The organism is Enterobacter sp. GER_MD16_1505_Eko_090, assembly GCF_003331015.1.
GTDB classification, from domain to species: domain Bacteria; phylum Pseudomonadota; class Gammaproteobacteria; order Enterobacterales; family Enterobacteriaceae; genus Enterobacter; species Enterobacter roggenkampii.
In genome coordinates this window covers 1-18,048 of record NZ_PUQF01000001.1, presented here as the reverse complement: position 1 = coordinate 18,048, position 18,048 = coordinate 1, and the positions used below count along the sequence as shown (strand labels likewise).

Genomic DNA, 18,048 nt, shown 5'->3' with positions numbered 1-18,048 from the left:
AGGGGAATCTCAATAAAGTTGCTTAGAAGATAGTGCGATAATAGAAGTCAAACCATGTACGTAAACTGCTTGAATAACGATGTCAATAAAATGATTTGGAAACCTAATTAATTGCTGAAGGAAATGCTTATAATCGGTTAGTTGTCTGTTTTTGGAGTGCCCCGAGGTTCCACCATTATTTAGCACCTGGCTGTTCTTGACCGTGATCGCGCCCGTTTTTTTCGACTGATGGCTGCCCTTACGCAGGATGCTAGGTTAAAGAGTATTTTATATCCAGACGTAGTACAATGACGTCGGTAAACTTGTCAATGCCTCGCTCGGTAGCCCTGATTGACAGCAACGCATTCGGGGGGAGAAGTGTTGCTGCGGCGAACGACTTCTACGATCTCACGGAAGATGCTGATGCCGGAATGATAATTCAAAATAATAAATTATTAGGTCGGCAAAATTATCTAGCATCATACTTGCTCGCATCAATCTTTAATAACTCGTTATTATATTCCTTTATTTTCTTTCTTCCTGGGAAAAGCATCCAAAACATAAAAGCCATAAATAAACAAGATAACATCAGAACAACACCAAGAATCATATAACCCATACCATTATTTAATAACGAAAGAGGGAATGCCAGACCAAAAATAACATAAAAAATGGCAGCAAGTTTTGCATACAAGCGATAACGCTTATACTTCCCTTTATAACGTATAAAGAATCTATCATATTTACATTGTACATGCGGTGCTAAGTGCCCCCATCGCCATGATGGCAAATTCAATTCAGAATATGTTCTAATATACAGAACTAAGCGCCTGAATTTTAGATTATTAATTCCCAGAACACTTTTTTTAACATCCCTTTTAATCTCTGCCTTCATAAATTCCATTTCAAGAGGGTCAATATACTCGGAGTAATTTTCAAAAATATGTGTAAATTTTGTTGCTTTAGGTAAGAACCAGCTAACATCTTTAAATAATTTATACACACCAATCGCTGCAGTTATAGTTGTAATAATAAGCCCAAAAAATGCGAGGGTATCTTTTATTTCCATTCAACAAATCCTCCTAGGTAAATATCATGAACAATATACTATCAGGCGGCATGGAAGACTATTACAAAATACCCGCCGCGAACGGCACGCATGCTTATGATGAGGATGTCGAATTAATGCTATATGCCTAGGCTATCAACGTTGACCCTCTCAGGATTTGGGATTTAATCATCTGTGCGCCAACTCCGAACCGTGTACGTAAAGCCATCGCCGCCCCCTACCTACTGCTTTATTGCCAAAATTCGGATTTTGACCATGCAGTTCTATACAATCCCATGTCAAAACTGGTCGCCGAGAATCGGTAGAATTTTCACATAAGCGACCAGCGAAACTAACGACGGCAAATTATAGGCACTCCCCAGAGCGACACACTCATTAAGCACATTATAGAATCCTGCGATGTGGAACTGCGGAACACAAAGATTGCATGCTTGAGCGCCATATGACGGATCCGGATTTGCTGTCGGCGGTGAAAGAGCGGCTTGTAGTTCTTCTCGCCTGGCTATGCCGTGTCGACCCGTCGCGCATTAAGTTCATAAGTACCCGACTCAAATTAAGGTACCGTTTATGTACTAGTTTTAAGTTTGACTATAGCAGTAAAAGATGAGTAACGGTAACGCTGAACTGAAAGATGTTTAACACCATAAATGGAAAAAATGGACAACCGAAAATAATGAAGAATTAAATGGTGCAGAAAATAAGAATAAAAAGAACACGAATGCATTGATTTGAAAAAACAAAAACCTAAAAATGCCCCCACTACTAACCACCGTGTAGAAGCAACTCTGAAGGATAGTTTTAACTGTATACAATTGTTACCAACGTTCAAGGCGGCTTGTTAGGTCTTTATGAAGCTCAATTTGTTCTTCTTGCCATGCACTCGTCCATTTCCATTCAGGACTTCTTGGTTTACAGTCTTGGCAATCTTTACAGAATTCACTTTGGAATCCACCTAAGGGTTTTGAATTATAAATTTCGTCTAATCTCCAACCACCCATTACATGATTTTTTTTCAAGCATACAAGATATTTCATAGCAGCCGAATATAAGCCAACCATCATGGCAGGAATGCCAACTGAACGTGAAGCAATCATAATTAAATGTTCACAATTTTTTATAACGCGTTCAGGATTATAATCAAGCAACCCCTGTTTTATAATCCGTCCCATCTCGTCTTCCGGATCATCTATCTTAAATCCCATTTGCTTTGCACGGCTTGTGAAAAAATCAATTTCACTATCCGGATCACTCCGTTCCATGAAAGTAGTCTTGTGCTTAGCAATTTTTTCAAGTGCTAAATTTAAGCTGAACTTTATGTCCTCATCATTAATAAATTCTAATTTTTCCCTTGCCTCATGAAAACATTTCCCATAATCATCACGATTAGTGCTAACAGTAGCGTAGATTAATACAAACTTCCCATATAAGGCTTCATTCTCTTGCACCTTACATATTTCCATTGCCAAATCCAAACAATAATCTATCCAATTAAACAAATATTTCGAAGATTCAATCCGTTCATCTATTTTGAGTCTTTGCGCATACACCCCTAACTTAATAGCAACGCGTGATATAGCATCGGTGAAGAAGTTATCATTACCCTGCAACACCATTTTATTAATTGAAGAGATTGTTTTTTGTACATGACTTGCAGTCGCAGTTGCTATTCTATCGTTCTCATGGTTAAGCATCCATGAAGTCAATTCATCATGCGATGTATTTTTCTTTGTAATAACAGCATGATAGTCCGTTTCAATCAACTTATCTATAATGAAAGATCTCATTAAGAAAACAACATACATTCTGTAATTTCCGTTTTTCCTTTTACTACGTACAAGCCCAATTAATGCATTATAAAGATTAAACAAGTGCTCGTCTTTCAATTCTTCGTTCTGCAATGCATGTATATAAACCTGCTCTATATATATTGCAGAATTAAATCTGGTATCGAACAACTCTGAAGATGAATCGAAAGTAATTTTAGCCTTATTGAAAAGCTCCTTATAACTCTTCGATTTTAATAATCGTTCATATTGTTCAATATATAGATAAAAATTAAACTCTTTATTCCTTTGAATTAAATCATCAATGAGCTTAGTAGGGCTATTTTTTAGCATTTGGTTAATGGGCGTGTTTATTTTATTTAACGAGTTTATTTTCATCCATGTCATATTATCCTTTACGGCGCGTATGAGTTCATTACTGCCGTCCGGCAAGTTATTTTCGCATGGGATATGAATTGTGATGTTTTTCTTTCCTTCACCATTAGCTATTGCCAATCTGCCACTTAAATTTTGATCATCTTGCAAACTAATCCAATAAACTTTTTTTGTAGTAACATCTACAACAACCAGAATAATTGGAACATCCAGTTGATTCATGTAATAGTTTAATCGCTCTGTTGAAAGGCTAAAGGAAGTAATACTCCCCCCATTAATTATAGAAACATTTTCCTGGCCTTTAATTTGAGCTTTAAATATAAAACCGGTAGCTTTTTCATTATCACCTATTATTTCAATCTCTGCATCAACTCCATAGTCCTCCTGATCTTCTTGGCAACGATATGCCCAGTTGACCGGAATACTGGATTGGAAAATTCTTCCCGCCGCTCTACCAATTTGCTTCGGAGTTAATGTCATTTCTCTTACCTTCTATGTGAGTTAATATTCACAAATTCTACTCCAAACAATAGCCAGATGAGGTGGTTTTGTTCGTAAATATCTATCAATCTCTTGTTTTTTTGATGGTTCTCCTTCAACGAGTGCATACTTTAAAAAAACGTAACCCACCAAAATCGCACTACACCGCACCCGCCTGCGTTTTTCAGATCGCAAAAATTTTTCAGTTGGGATCTTTTACAAATGATAGCGCCAGACCGCACCAAAACTGGGGATTTACAGCGAGCAGGGAACTGAAAAGAGTGAAAAGAATTTCAGCTTTTTTCAGTTTAGCTTTACTCCAACATCGTAACCACTTGAATTAAGCTATTGATAGTAAAGAAATATAAAATTTTAGGTGAGATTTTTCATGATAACTGACGGCACACTAAAAAGTTAACAACTGATTCTTATAGACGTCTTCTCTTAAGCAGCTGAAATTTAATGAACCGGAGCCGGGAAAATTTTAGTTACTCCCGGTGAACCGTTCAGTGGCTCTCTTTGGCTGCCAACAGGAGTTCTAATGCTTTTTGTCGCTCGTCCGGTGGCAAGGCATCCATTAGTTCTTTAATCCGTCCCTGGCCGCTCAAAGCGCTGGGACTAATCGTGTGTGAGAAGGAAATGTTCATCACAACGTATGCCCACACTCAACATTTGAGCAATAACAATACACATATGATAATTTTGGGTGCTTTCGGTTTGTTTTCCTCACCGTTGCCGCAGACATACACTCCGGGCAGTAAATTGTCATCACTCGCATCGCTAAACCTCTGTTGCCTGCCAGAAGAAAGGATTTTGGTTCTCCTCCATTTTGTTCTGAACGTGTAACACTGGTAGCAAGTATTAAACTGAGAGGTAACGAGAGGTAACATACTGAATTTTTTACCTCTATTACAGGCCACCTCCATCAGATGATTTATGGTTTATAGCTTATATCTTTACCTTTAGCGGCTTCAACCTGACTGGCATTCAGCATCATCGAGGACACATTTACTAAGCCGAAAAGATGATGCCCTGATTGCCCCCCCAATCGCATGTTGATTTCATGAGACAAGGGGTGACCTCAAACGACTAAAATAGCGTAATTTGTATGTTCTGAAGGGTTTTGCTGATGTGAATCGTCGTGAGAAAACTAGAGGATGGTGCCGATAATAGGAGTCGAACCTACGACCTTCGCATTACGAATGCGAAGTTTTTATATTTTAACTGCTTGAACAACCATCAGAAATCACAAATTTATCATTTTAAATCATAATATTAAAACAAAAAACCTGTTGATGTAAATTGATGAGTGTTGATGTTTATCCTTTCAATTTACTTACACCAGCCGTTACATTACTGTAAACCGTAATCCCCAACAGGAACCCTAAAAATGGCGCTTTCAAGACAAAAACTAACCTTCGAACGAATTCGAAGATTTACTTTACCTGAAGGGAAAAACCAAGTTTTCCTTTGGGATACGGACGTAACAAGCTTGGCATGTCGAGCAACTCGTGGAGCAAAAGCCTTTGTATTCCAAAGCCTGTATGCGGGAAAAACCCTTCGCATGACCATTGGCAACATTAACGATTGGAGGATTGATGATGCGAGGGCCGAAGCCAGGCGACTGCAAACATTAATCGATACTGGGATAGATCCGCGTATAGCTAAGGCGGAAAAAATTGCTGAAGCGGAATCACAGCAGGCTGAATCTCGTAAAACGAAGGCAACCTTTTCAAGCGCTTGGGAAGATTATCTTGATGAATTGAGAACCGGAATCAGCGCAAAAACTAAACGCCCCTACTCTGCACGCTACATTGCCGATCACGTTAACTTGTCCAGTCGTGGAGGCGAAAGTAAAAAAAGAGGCCGGGGCCCAACCTCACCTGGGCCACTGGCTAGCCTGCTCGACCGACCATTATCAGAACTAACACCAGAGAACATTGCCGAATGGCTAAGTACAGAGAGACAAAATCGGCCTACCGTCACTGCTCATGCCTACCGTCTGTTGCGTGCATTCATCAAATGGGCTAATTACCAGAAAAAATATCAGGGAATAATCGATGGCGATCTTGCACAAGATCATAACGTGAGAAAAATGGTTCCAATATCAGCGAGCAAAGCGGGAGATTGCTTACAAAAAGAACAGCTCAAAAGCTGGTTCAGTGCCGTGCGTAGCCTCAATAATCCCATTGCATCAGCCTATCTCCAAGTGCTTTTGCTCACCGGTGCACGGCGTGAAGAAATTTCCTCACTTCGCTGGTCTGACATAGATTTCAAATGGTCAAGCATGAGAATTAAAGACAAGATCGAAGGCGAGCGAATTATCCCCCTCACTCCCTATGTTTCTGACTTGTTACGCTCACTGATGGAGATCCCCAATCGTGGTACAAACGAGGAGAATTGGGTTTTCAGAAGTAACAGCAAAAGTGGCAAAATTATTGAACCGCGTTCAGCACATAATAGAGCATTAACTCGCGCGGAGTTACCACATATCAGCTTGCACGGATTGCGCCGTAGTTTTGGGACCCTCGCTGAATGGGTCGAAGTACCAACAGGTATTGTTGCGCAGATTATGGGCCATAAGCCTAGCGCTCTTGCTGAAAAGCACTATCGCCGCCGTCCATTAGATTTGCTAAGAAAATGGCATGAAAAAGTTGAATTATGGATCTTAGAAGAAGCAAAAATAAAAAACAACGTTGATAAGCGTTGATTTTATCAAATATCAACAACTTACATAAAATCACATGTGTTGACAGAAATTTTTTTTCAGTTATCTTTTATTACTGCTAACTACATTCACTCACTAAGCAGGAGATTAACTACAGTGACTAACCCAATAACTGTATCAAGAGAAGACCGAAGTGCGGAAATCAGAGCGAGATGGGGTTTACATCCGACTAAAAACAAAAGTTCTAATTTTTGGGAAACAACAATTCAGCGTTTTAATAATAGTAGTACTGACCGAATACTACCTCTTTGGCACCGTGTTTCAAAACTTTTAGTTGCTATTAGGAATGTAGTCAATACTATAACATGCCTTTTTCCACCAAAGGGGAATACTTCCCGCTCACGCCGAAGTTCAACAACGTCATCAAAAAACTCATCATCATCTTCATCGGATGGTAGTAGTAGCGACCCCGATCCCGATAGAGACCCCATATTCACCCCTTTTCATTTCATTCTTTCATCTCTGTTAAAAACAATGATCGTCTTATTTGCCCACATATCAAATGTTGGGGTGATGAAATGAGCGATATCAAACATCAAAAACCCTCTCAGTCACAACTAATTTCTACCCGCGAGTTAGCTAATATTATTGGCTATGAAGTACAAACTATTCGAGCTTGGCTTTGCAAAGACAAACTGCCTAATGGTTTACCGCGACCGAAGAAAATTAAAAACCGACACTATTGGTCACGTAAAGACATTGATAGATACCTATTAACCTTCTCAGTATATAGTAACTAATAGAGGCCTCCCCCGGCTATTCTAAAGAATAGCCGGGTTAGTTAATACAAACCTTCCATTAACAATGGGGGGAGATTAATACTATTTATCACATCTCACATTAACAAAATTCAAGGTCACATATGAAAAAACGCATCACTTTCAGCGTAAACAATAGTTCTACTATTGATGCAATTGACGACTATAGCAATGCAAAAGGATACTCCAGGTCAGAGGTGATATCATTTTTATTAAACGCCACAGTCCCAGCATTGAATAAAATAACATCGCAATATCATATAGCTCAAACTTTGGAGTCAACATTAGGCTGTATTTTTGAAGAGAAGGTCCCGTCAATAGCACGGGGGGAGCCAAAATTAACTTACGAAGAGTTTTTTCATTCCGTCTGGAACACTCACATTCGACACCGGAACGAGGTTGTCGATCAAGATTTTTATGCGCACAAAATACCTCATGATAAGATGGGTAAGAGCGAAAAAAAATTAATTCATGAAAAGCTCTCATACATTATAAAAAGTTTCAATGTAAAAAAAGCAATTTTTATTTACACAGATCGGCGCGTGAACCACAAACATCTCATTGCAGGAGGGTTATCTAATATCATACTGATAAAGGAAACAGTCTACGATGGTTGTTTTTTTGATTTGAGCAGCATTGTGATTATGCCAATCTTTGAACTTATTACATTTGGAGTTGAAGCAGTATTGAAAAGAAATAAAACTCCCCCTAAACAATCATGCTATTGCTGGATACCAATTTATTACACAAATGATCTAGCGGTAATGGTCCCTGTGATTGCCGAAGGCGATACACCTCAAAAGGCGATGAAAGGAGGAGATGCCATCATTATTAACCCCTTTAACGGTGAAGTAAGCCATACTTTCTGATACCAATGTTAAGCATAACCACTTAGTTGCATACATCTCGACAGTATGGAGTTAGTACCTAATAGCTTGATGAGGGTAAAAGATGCCTACTAACAAAGCAAAATCAAAGAAAATTCTAGGAAGGCCTGAAGGAAGTAAATATTCCCATTTAATTCAGAGTGAGAAGGCTAAGCATTACTCTCAATCCAAGGTGGCAAAGATCTTAGGAATAAGTATTTCCACGGTAAAAAGACACTGGGATAACGGCATCTTTGGGTGATTATAATTGCAGAGTTGCTTTTTAATTATTTTACTGCATGGGTAATGGGTTGATAACAAGTTTTATTGTTGGAAAGGTATTATATAACAGTCATTACTATTAATAGTTAATTAATATAACTAACCACAGACATTCAGCTATGTCTGATCATATTACTATATACGGCTATCCAAAGCCGTAGGGCTAACGACAGGATCGAAACATGGAATTATATCATGGTTCCCATGGTGAGCATGTGCTCGCCTATAAAAAACATATTGAACGAGTCGTCAATGATGCTATCAGTGAATTCCCCAGAACAATGGCGTTACGTGTTGATGTTCATTATCCACCCATTTTAGACAGAGGTGACACTGTTTGCTGTTTTCCTAATCTAGAGCCTGGTGCCATATCCCGTTTCCGTAATGCATTAAATGCCATGTTGGAGGCCAATGAGAGAACCAGAGCAGCTAACGGCAAAAGAATATATCCAAACCGTGTTCGTCATGTTTGGGCACGGGAGTTTTCCGAAGAAGGAAAATGTCACTTTCACCTTGGTCTTTTTTTTAATAAAGATGCTTATTACCATTTAGGTGATTATGAGGCTGAAAGAAATTTAAGGATGATGATTGTAAGAGCATGGTATAGCGCACTGGGATTGGAACTGGATGATTATCCGGGATTGGTTCACTACCCTGAAAATTGTCGTTATATTTTAGACGTCAATGATTTTAACTTTGAAGGAGAATACAATAAATTACTGAATCGTCTCGACTACCTAGCTAAACTCGATACAAAAGCATATGGAGATGGCGACCGTAGCTTCGGCTGCAGTCGCGGGTAATTTATTTTTTACAGCAATGGCCTTTCTTATGGATGGAAAGGCCAGACCTTATATATCAAGAAGATGGTGAGCGATAAAGTATTGTTTTCAAGTAATCATCTGTTGCAGTAAACTCAGGGAGTTGGCCACTCATGGCCTGTGTTAGTGGAATAATCTTTGTCCTGACTCCCATCCCCCTGAAATCAACGTAACCATAATCACGTAAGACTTCCATAATAATCGTATTGCGTGGTGATCGCTGACCTGTAACCATCTTTTCAATCGACATCGAATTATTCAGCGCCCCTGGGCTAATAACTTCAAATCGATTGCTATACAAGCCAATCTCTATCTCAACAAAGCGTGTCCAGTCACGATGAGCCAGTGCATTTACAACAGTTTCGCGAATAGCTTCCAGTGGATAATACCAGGTTGTTTCCCGACGTAGATGCGTATCGGGTAGAGGGGCCTCTGAAGTGATAAAGGGCATGATAGTTGACATCAAACGCTCAATCAATCCACCATCGATCAAAGCCTTTCCGGCTTCCTCAGTATCAAAACGCCCAACCATTGGACCATCCAGAATATCATCGAGTAACGGTTGGTACTCCTTATCCTCGCTGGCAAACGCAAAGACTCGGATATCTGGTCGATGCGAGAGTTCAACCATTTTGATTTTGAACTCAACGGGATAATTAGGGCTTTTTTTACGCACTGTGGTTAATGATTTCATGGATAGTGTCCACCATATTTGGTGTCCACTATCCTCTCAGGAATTTCAGGATCTGCCAGACGGTGCTGAGACGACGCTTACGAATGTTATACCCCCTGCTGCAGTGGAAAGACGTGGTGACAGATACCCCTTCCCCACATTCAGGCAGCAACTCTTTCATCAGTAGCAGGCGGGAATCAATATGAGCAGGATCGGTGTGGTTAAAACGATGAAGGAGCGATTTTGTCCGCAAAGAATCCGCTTTTATGGCGGGTTCAGCAGGGAAAAAGTAATCCCCATCTTTAAGACGGACACGTTCCACCCTGGTATCAGCGCAGGGCGGCAATTTATCATTCATTAATTCTGTTTCCTCCGTATGCAGCGTGGAGCCTTTCCTGTTACCGGTTTTATCCGGATGTATGCTGTCCCGTGAAGTGGCGGGCAAACTCACTTCTAAAAAATTACGGCCAGATCTTGTCATGCCTATCACAAAGTATCATAACCGAGCATTGTGTAAAGATGAAAACCGTCAAATTGAGCGCAATCGAGCTGCATGATATGATCAGAACCCTACTAAATCAGAAGTATTGGGTATGAGATTACTTTTGAGGAAGCACGTAAATGAAACGAGTGGTTCTGTTTTCATGTGGGAGCGCTTGTCGCTCCCTGAATAGTCCATGTGACAATGAAGATTAAACAGCATCATAACCAGCATGATGCCGTTGCATTTCTTGCATATCGGCAGACTACATCAGAACCCGGTAACCTTGGATGCTGGGATAATGGCAGAGAAGAGGCACTTACTGTATCTACGGTAAAAAGCGGTTTTGTCGATGAAGTTTTAAAGGAAACCCTCCAGAAACGCTGATGAAATTGCGCAGTTTCGCTGGCCTGATGCGACAACAACTCGCCAGTAGAATGGGTATTTCTTACAAATACCTGCGCAGCATAGAAGCAAACCCATCCAGAGCGAGCATTACTACACTTAACCATTATGCCAAGAAGTGTGGTGTTAAAAGCCCTTTGATTTATCTGTAAATAAGATAAAACATGATAATTTCATCAAGTTGCATGGTAATTTATCCAGGATCCATTTGTGTCCAGGACGTAAGTCTTCACAGCTGTCGAATCAATTCTATTTCGTAAGGCGGCTCACGTTTTTATGCCCTGAGCAGTGCTTTTCCGGCTGGAACTTTCCCCCACTCATTCACTGTGATTTAATATGCTAAACCGGTTTAATTAAGTTTAGCCTTGGAGGGTTTTAGCATGAAAGCAAAAGTTTGGGTTCTGGGCGACGCAGTGGTGGACCTGCTACCGGAGAGTGAAGGGCGCTTGCTACAGTGCCCTGGAGGCGCGCCGGCTAACGTGGCGGTAGGGGTTGCCCGCCTTGGCGGCAACAGCGGATTTATCGGCCGCGTCGGCGGTGACCCGTTTGGCCGCTACATGCGTCATACCCTGCAACAGGAGCAGGTCGACGTCAGCCATATGTATCTTGACGATCATCACCGCACGTCCACTGTGGTGGTCGACCTTGATGACCAAGGTGAACGCACCTTTACCTTTATGGTACGCCCCAGCGCTGACCTGTTCCTGGCTGAAGAAGACCTGCCACAGTTTGCCGCCGGACAGTGGTTGCACATCTGCTCCATCGCGCTCAGCGCCGAGCCCAGCCGCAGTGCTACCTTCGCGGCTATGGAGAACATCAAACGTGCCGGTGGCCGGGTGAGCTTTGACCCTAATATCCGCCTGGATCTCTGGCAAGATCAGAACCTGTTGCACGCCTGTCTCGACCGCGCCCTGCGTCTGGCGAACGTGGTGAAACTGTCCGAAGAAGAGCTGATACTCATCAGCGGGAGTAATGATATCGCGCAGGGGATCGCCAGCATCACTGAGCGTTATCAGCCTGAATTACTGCTGGTGACTCAGGGTAAAGCGGGCGTCATCGCCGCATTCCAGCAGCAGTTTATCCATTTCAGCGCTAAACCGGTTGTCAGCGTGGATACCACCGGTGCGGGCGATGCGTTTGTCGCCGGACTGCTTGCCAGCCTTGCTGCCAACGGGATGCCGGCGGATATCAATGCCCTGGAGCCAACGCTCGCTCTGGCGCAAACCTGCGGTGCCCTGGCAACCCTGGCGAAAGGCGCGATGACTGCCCTGCCATACCAGCGCGATCTACACCGCCAGATTTGATCCTAAATACCGTCGTACGCGGTCCACTTTGTTGCATCCATCACACTTATTAAACCGGTTTAGCAAAATCAATTTCAAAATGTTAAATGTCGTGCTTAACATTGCAACTAAACCGGTTTAGTAAAAACACACAATTTTTTATTTTCCTTTTGGGATGCAATCAATATGTTCAGAAAAAGCACACTCGCGGTTCTTATCGCTTTGCTAACCGGCGCCGCCTCAGCCCATGCACAAACGGATCTCAGCAGTATCGAAGCCCGTTTAATTGCGCTGGAAAAACGCTTACAGGATGCCGAAAACAGAGCGCAAACGGCAGAAACCCGCGCAGAGTCGGCAGAGAAGAAAGTACAGCAGCTCACGACACAGCAACAAAAAACCCAGGACAGCACTCAGGAAGTGGCTCAGCGTACCGCCAAACTGGAGAAAAAAGCCGATGAGAAAAGCGGGTTTGAGTTCCACGGCTACGCCCGCTCCGGCGTGATAATGAATGACTCCGGCGCCAGCACCAAATCCGGAGCCTACATGACGCCAGCAGGGGAAACCGGTGGGGCTATTGGCCGCCTGGGAAACCAGGCCGATACCTATGTTGAAATGAATCTTGAACATAAGCAGACCCTGGATAACGGGGCAACGACCCGCTTCAAAGTCATGGTCGCCGACGGTCAAACCACTTATAACGACTGGACGGCGAGCACCAGTGATTTGAACGTGCGTCAGGCCTTTGTTGAACTGGGCAACTTGCCCACCTTCGACGGGCCGTTTAAAGGCTCCACCCTGTGGGCCGGGAAACGCTTTGACCGGGATAACTTTGACATTCACTGGATCGACTCGGATGTCGTGTTCCTCGCCGGTACCGGCGGCGGTATTTACGATGTCAGGTGGAACGACAGCGTTCGCAGCAACTTCTCTCTTTACGGGCGTAACTTCGGCGATATTGCTGATACCAGCAACAGTGTGCAGAACTACATCGTCAGCATGAACAATTTCATCGGGCCGGTGCAGATGATGGTCAGCGGGATGCGGGCAAAAGACAACGACGAACGCCAGGATACCAACGGTAATCCGGTCAAAGGCGATGCGGCAAATACCGGTGTACATGCGCTGCTCGGGTTGCACAACGACAGTTTTTACGGCCTGCGTGAAGGTGCCAGCAAAACCGCCCTGCTCTACGGTCACGGACTGGGTGCCGAAGTTAAAGGTGTCGGCTCTGACGGCGCGTTACGCTCGGGGGCTAACACCTGGCGCTTCGCCAGCTACGGCACCACGCCACTGAGCAAGAACTGGTTTATCGCCCCGGCGATACTGGCACAAACCAGTAAAGACCGTTATGTCGATGGCGACAGCTACCAGTGGGCAACCCTCAACATGCGTCTGATCCAGGAGATCAATCAAAACTTCGCCCTCGCTTATGAAGGCAGTTACCAGTATATGGATCTCAAACCTGAAGGTTATAACGATCGCCATGCGGTAAACGGCAGCTTCTACAAGCTCACCTTCGCCCCGACCTTTAAGGTTGGCGACATCGGCGATTTCTTCAGCCGTCCTGAAATCCGTCTTTACACCTCGTGGATGGACTGGAGCAAAAAACTCAATAATTACGCCAGCGATGACGCGCTGGGCAGCAGTGGTTTTAAATCGGGCGGCGAATGGTCGTTCGGGATGCAGATGGAAACCTGGTTTTGATGGTTAACACCTGGCGACAGTAACCGCCGGGGCGACAAAATACGTTTCGTCGCCCCGGACACAATAACAACGAAGAGAATGCGCTCCGGCTACCACGGGACGACAACTCGAAAATCAATACGCATTCAGAGGGTACTATGGATTTTGAACAGATTTCCCGCTCGCTACTTCCGCTTCTGGGAGGCAAGGAAAATATCGCCAGCGCCGCGCACTGTGCCACACGCCTGCGCCTGGTGCTGGTCGATGACTCACTGGCCGATCAGCAGGCCATCGGCAAAATTGATGGGGTGAAGGGCTGTTTCCGTAACGCCGGACAGATGCAGATTATCTTCGGCACCGGGGTGGTGAACAAAGTCTACGCCGCCTTTATCCAGGCGGCAGGGATTGGCGAATCCAGCAAATCGGAAGCTGCCGACATTGCGGCGAAAAAACTGAATCCTTTCCAGCGCATTGCCCGCCTGTTGTCGAACATCTTTGTGCCGATCATCCCGGCTATCGTCGCCTCCGGCCTGTTGATGGGCCTTCTGGGGATGGTTAAAACGTACGGCTGGGTCGACCCGGGTAACGCCATCTACATCATGCTGGATATGTGCAGCTCAGCGGCGTTTATTATTCTGCCGATCCTGATTGGCTTCACCGCCGCCCGCGAGTTCGGTGGTAATCCTTATCTTGGCGCGACGCTTGGCGGCATCCTGACTCACCCGGCGCTCACCAACGCCTGGGGTGTGGCCGCCGGTTTCCACACCATGAACTTCTTCGGCCTTGAGATTGCCATGATCGGCTATCAGGGCACGGTGTTCCCGGTGCTGCTGGCGGTGTGGTTTATGAGCATCGTTGAGAAACAGCTGCGTCGCGTGATCCCCGATGCACTGGATCTGATCCTGACGCCGTTCCTGACGGTGATCATTTCCGGTTTTATCGCCCTGCTGATTATCGGCCCGGCTGGTCGCGCGCTTGGCGACGGTATTTCGTTTGTCCTTAGCACCCTGATTACCCACGCCGGTTGGCTGGCCGGACTGCTGTTTGGCGGTCTCTATTCGGTTATCGTCATTACCGGTATTCACCACAGCTTCCACGCCATCGAAGCGGGACTGCTGGGCAACCCATCCATCGGCGTCAACTTCCTGCTGCCGATTTGGGCGATGGCCAACGTCGCTCAGGGCGGTGCTTGTCTGGCGGTGTGGTTCAAAACGAAAGATGCCAAAATCAAAGCCATTACCCTGCCCTCGGCGTTTTCTGCCATGCTCGGCATCACCGAAGCGGCGATTTTTGGTATTAACTTACGCTTTGTAAAACCGTTTATCGCAGCCCTGATTGGCGGCGCGGTGGGCGGCGCGTGGGTGGTATCCATGCATGTTTACATGACCGCGGTGGGCCTGACGGCTATCCCTGGCATGGCTATCGTGCAGGCCAGCTCGCTGCTGAACTACATTATCGGGATGGTTATCGCCTTTGGCGTCGCCTTTGTCGTCTCCCTGGTACTGAAATACAAAACGGACGCTGAATAATGTCACATCCATCACGCCTGCCTGCGATTTTGCAGGCTGTTATGCAGGGCCAGCCGCGCGCGCTGGCCGACAGCCACTATCCCCGCTGGCACCATGCGCCGGTGACCGGGCTGATGAACGATCCCAACGGCTTTATTGAATTTGCCGGACGTTATCACCTGTTTTATCAGTGGAACCCGCTCGCCTGCGATCATAAGTTCAAGTGCTGGGGGCACTGGAGCTCTGCCGACCTGCTGCACTGGCAACATGAGCCGATCGCGCTCATGCCGGATGAAGAGTATGACCGCAACGGCTGCTACTCCGGAAGCGCCGTGGATAGTCAGGGCACGCTCACCCTGTGCTATACCGGCAACGTAAAATTTGACGACGGCAGCCGAACCGCGTGGCAGTGCCTGGCGACGGAAAATGCCGACGGCACGTTTACCAAACTCGGCCCGGTATTACCGCTGCCGGAGGGCTATACCGGCCACGTGCGTGACCCGAAAGTCTGGCAGCACGAAGGTCGCTGGTACATGGTGCTGGGCGCACAGGATTTGCAAAAGCGTGGCAAGGTGTTGTTATTCAGCTCAGCGGACCTTCATGAGTGGACGAGTCAGGGCGAAATCGCCGGTTATGGCATCAATGGCCTGGACGACGCGGGCTATATGTGGGAATGCCCGGACCTGTTTGCCCTCGGCGACCAGCATGTCCTGATTTGCTGCCCGCAGGGCGTGCCTCGTGAGAAAGAGCGCTATCTCAACACCTACCCGGCAGTGTGGATGAGCGGCGATTTCGACTACCACCGCGCGGCCTTCGAGCATGGCGAACTGCACGAATTGGACGCAGGGTTTGAGTTCTACGCCCCGCAAACCATGCTTACCAGTGATGGCCGCCGTCTGCTGGTCGGCTGGATGGGCGTGCCGGAGGGCGAAGAGATGCTTCAACCGACCCTCACCAACGGCTGGATCCATCAGATGACCTGCCTGCGTGAGCTGGAGTTTATCGATGGTCAGCTATACCAACGTCCTCTACGAGAGCTGAGCGCCCTGCGCGGCGAAGCGCACGGCTGGGCAGGGAACTCCCTGCCGCTGGCACCGATGGAAATCGTTCTACAAACCACTGGGGACGATATTTTGAGCCTCGATTTTGACGGCGCATTAATCCTTGAACGCGATGCCAGCGGGATCCGCCTGGCCCGACCCAGTCTGGCCAGCGACGAGAAGCATTATCGTTACTGGCGCGGAGACGTCCGCTCGCTGCATATTTTCATCGACCAGTCTAGCGTGGAGATTTTCATCAACGGCGGCGAAGGAGTGATGAGCTGCCGCTACTTCCCGGCCTGTTCAGGGCAGCTAATGTTCTCTGGCATCACACCGGACGCATTCTGCTACTGGCCGCTGCGAACTTGCATGGTAGAATAAGCGTTTTGCCTCAAGCTCATGGCGTCGTAATGAAAACTAAACGCGTAACCATTAAAGATATCGCCGAACAGGCTGGCGTCTCAAAAGCGACCGCCAGCCTAGTACTGAACGGTCGTGGTAAGGAGCTGCGTGTGGCGCAGGAAACGCGTGAGCGAGTACTGGCGATTGCCCGTGAGCAGCACTATCAGCCAAGCATTCACGCCCGCTCGCTGCGCGACAACCGCAGCCACACCATCGGACTGGTGGTGCCGGAGATCACCAACCACGGCTTTGCGGTCTTTTCACATGAGCTGGAAATGCTGTGCCGCGAAGCAGGCGTCCAGCTATTGATCTCTTGTACTGATGAAAACCCCGGTCAGGAGAGCGTGGTGGTCAATAACATGATTTCCCGCCAGGTTGACGGTCTGATCGTCGCTTCATGTATGCACAACGATGCCGACTATCTTAAGCTCAGCCAACAACTGCCAGTAGTGCTGTTTGACCGTTGTCCTAATGAAAGCCTGCTGCCGCTGGTGATGACTGATTCGATTACCCCAACGGCGGAACTGATTTCCCGCATTGCACCTAAGCATAGCGATGAGTTCTGGTTTTTAGGCGGTCAGTCGCGTCTGTCGCCTTCACGCGATCGTCTGACCGGCTTCACGCAGGGTTTGGCTCAGGCGGGTATTGCACTGCGCCCGGAATGGGTGATTAACGGTAACTACCACCCGAGCTCAGGCTATGAGATGTTCGCCGCACTCTGCGCGCGACTTGGGCGGCCGCCTAAGGCGCTGTTCACTGCCGCCTGTGGACTGCTCGAAGGGGTACTGCGCTATATGAGCCAGCACCATTTACTCGACTCAGATATCCATCTGACGAGCTTTGACGATCACTATCTTTATGATTCGCTGTCGCTGCGTATCGATACCGTACAGCAGGATAACCGCCAGTTGGCCTGGCACTGCTATGATCTGATAAGCCAATTGATCGAGGGCGATACGCCCGAAACGCTACAACGCTACCTGCCCGCAACGCTGCAGTTTAGGCATCAGTAATAACTGAGCATTTTTGAATACCCTACAGAGGTGAAATCTGGTGCGAATCCAACAATCAAAAATCAATATTTGTAGTGATGTGATGCGGAAAGGTCTTCACTGCATCAGTAATCACACCAATCGGGTTAAACGGCAAACTGAGTGGTGGTAAAGACTGACACCGGCATTATTACTGTCACTGTGGAACATCACTCCGGCGGGTTTACCGCAAGCTTCCCACGCAATTTCCAGCGCTTTGATGTCAGCTTGCTGTCCGGTGAGAATGACATTGCCCAACCCTCAGGTTTCCTTGCGAACAGATCGAGAACAACAGCAAGGTAAGCCCAACGCTTGCCTGTCCAGAGTAGAGTAAGAGGCAGGGCGTAGTCGGACTATTTCCCTGCCTCTCCTCCCCGAACCGGACGTGCACCTTTCAGCG

The 18,048-nt window shown here is 46.1% G+C and carries 12 protein-coding genes and 3 pseudogenes; 9 read left to right on the top strand and 6 right to left on the bottom strand.

The window, feature by feature from the left end; translation table 11 throughout:
* Positions 1-448: 448 nt before the first annotated feature.
* From C6A40_RS00085 to C6A40_RS00075, 3 genes and pseudogenes are all read right to left on the bottom strand, one after another.
* On the bottom strand, positions 449-1,048 hold the full coding sequence (locus C6A40_RS00085; protein WP_045335368.1) for a hypothetical protein: 600 nt from the start codon (positions 1,046-1,048) through the stop codon (positions 449-451).
* An 815-nt stretch (positions 1,049-1,863) separates the two neighbouring features.
* Complete coding sequence (locus C6A40_RS00080; protein WP_045335367.1) at positions 1,864-3,687, bottom strand: DUF4365 domain-containing protein; 1,824 nt, start codon at positions 3,685-3,687, stop codon at positions 1,864-1,866.
* A gap of 506 nt (positions 3,688-4,193) precedes the next feature.
* Positions 4,194-4,465 (bottom strand): annotated as a pseudogene (locus C6A40_RS00075) (ogr/Delta-like zinc finger family protein).
* A 537-nt stretch (positions 4,466-5,002) separates the two neighbouring features.
* On the opposite strand from C6A40_RS00075, the pseudogene C6A40_RS00065 reads away from it, so the two are divergent.
* From C6A40_RS00065 to C6A40_RS00045, 3 genes and pseudogenes are all read left to right on the top strand, one after another.
* Positions 5,003-6,397, top strand: a pseudogene (locus C6A40_RS00065) (tyrosine-type recombinase/integrase).
* Positions 6,398-7,277: 880 nt separating this feature from the next.
* The gene (locus C6A40_RS00055) at positions 7,278-8,042 is read left to right on the top strand and encodes a hypothetical protein (RefSeq protein ID WP_008321066.1); all 765 of its coding nucleotides are present in this window, start codon (positions 7,278-7,280) and stop codon (positions 8,040-8,042) included.
* A gap of 461 nt (positions 8,043-8,503) precedes the next feature.
* Positions 8,504-9,124 (top strand): inovirus Gp2 family protein, encoded by a 621-nt coding sequence (locus tag C6A40_RS00045; RefSeq protein ID WP_008321072.1) that lies wholly within the window; start codon positions 8,504-8,506, stop codon positions 9,122-9,124.
* Between the two features lie 55 nt (positions 9,125-9,179).
* Here C6A40_RS00045 and C6A40_RS00040 read toward each other — a convergent pair whose 3' ends face one another.
* Both C6A40_RS00040 and C6A40_RS00035 read right to left on the bottom strand, forming a co-directional pair.
* Positions 9,180-9,836, bottom strand: a complete 657-nt coding sequence (locus tag C6A40_RS00040) for an ATP-binding protein (protein WP_003029581.1) — start codon at positions 9,834-9,836, stop codon at positions 9,180-9,182.
* A gap of 28 nt (positions 9,837-9,864) precedes the next feature.
* The gene (locus C6A40_RS00035; protein ID WP_003029582.1) at positions 9,865-10,173 is read right to left on the bottom strand and encodes a maltose acetyltransferase domain-containing protein; all 309 of its coding nucleotides are present in this window, start codon (positions 10,171-10,173) and stop codon (positions 9,865-9,867) included.
* A 509-nt stretch (positions 10,174-10,682) separates the two neighbouring features.
* Between C6A40_RS00035 and C6A40_RS25560 the strand changes: the two genes are divergently transcribed.
* From C6A40_RS25560 to C6A40_RS00005, 6 genes are all read left to right on the top strand, one after another.
* On the top strand, positions 10,683-10,853 hold the full coding sequence (locus C6A40_RS25560) for a helix-turn-helix domain-containing protein (protein ID WP_077258089.1): 171 nt from the start codon (positions 10,683-10,685) through the stop codon (positions 10,851-10,853).
* A 228-nt stretch (positions 10,854-11,081) separates the two neighbouring features.
* Positions 11,082-12,005 carry an aminoimidazole riboside kinase gene (locus C6A40_RS00025; RefSeq protein WP_003029584.1) on the top strand — a complete coding sequence of 308 codons (924 nt, stop codon included), beginning with the start codon at positions 11,082-11,084 and terminating at the stop codon, positions 12,003-12,005.
* 165 nt (positions 12,006-12,170) lie between these two features.
* On the top strand, positions 12,171-13,688 hold the full coding sequence (locus tag C6A40_RS00020; RefSeq protein WP_003029587.1) for a carbohydrate porin: 1,518 nt from the start codon (positions 12,171-12,173) through the stop codon (positions 13,686-13,688).
* A gap of 137 nt (positions 13,689-13,825) precedes the next feature.
* The gene (locus tag C6A40_RS00015) at positions 13,826-15,196 is read left to right on the top strand and encodes a sucrose-specific PTS transporter subunit IIBC (RefSeq protein WP_000345204.1); all 1,371 of its coding nucleotides are present in this window, start codon (positions 13,826-13,828) and stop codon (positions 15,194-15,196) included.
* On the top strand, positions 15,196-16,596 hold the full coding sequence (locus tag C6A40_RS00010) for a sucrose-6-phosphate hydrolase (RefSeq protein ID WP_003029589.1): 1,401 nt from the start codon (positions 15,196-15,198) through the stop codon (positions 16,594-16,596). The genes C6A40_RS00015 and C6A40_RS00010 overlap by 1 nt, the downstream gene beginning before the upstream one ends.
* Positions 16,597-16,625: 29 nt before the next feature.
* Positions 16,626-17,630, top strand: a complete 1,005-nt coding sequence (locus C6A40_RS00005; protein ID WP_003029591.1) for a LacI family DNA-binding transcriptional regulator — start codon at positions 16,626-16,628, stop codon at positions 17,628-17,630.
* A 165-nt stretch (positions 17,631-17,795) separates the two neighbouring features.
* Here the strand turns inward: C6A40_RS00005 and C6A40_RS25185 are convergent.
* Positions 17,796-17,983, bottom strand: a pseudogene (locus C6A40_RS25185) (DDE-type integrase/transposase/recombinase); the annotation flags it as partial.
* Positions 17,984-18,048: the final 65 nt, after the last annotated feature.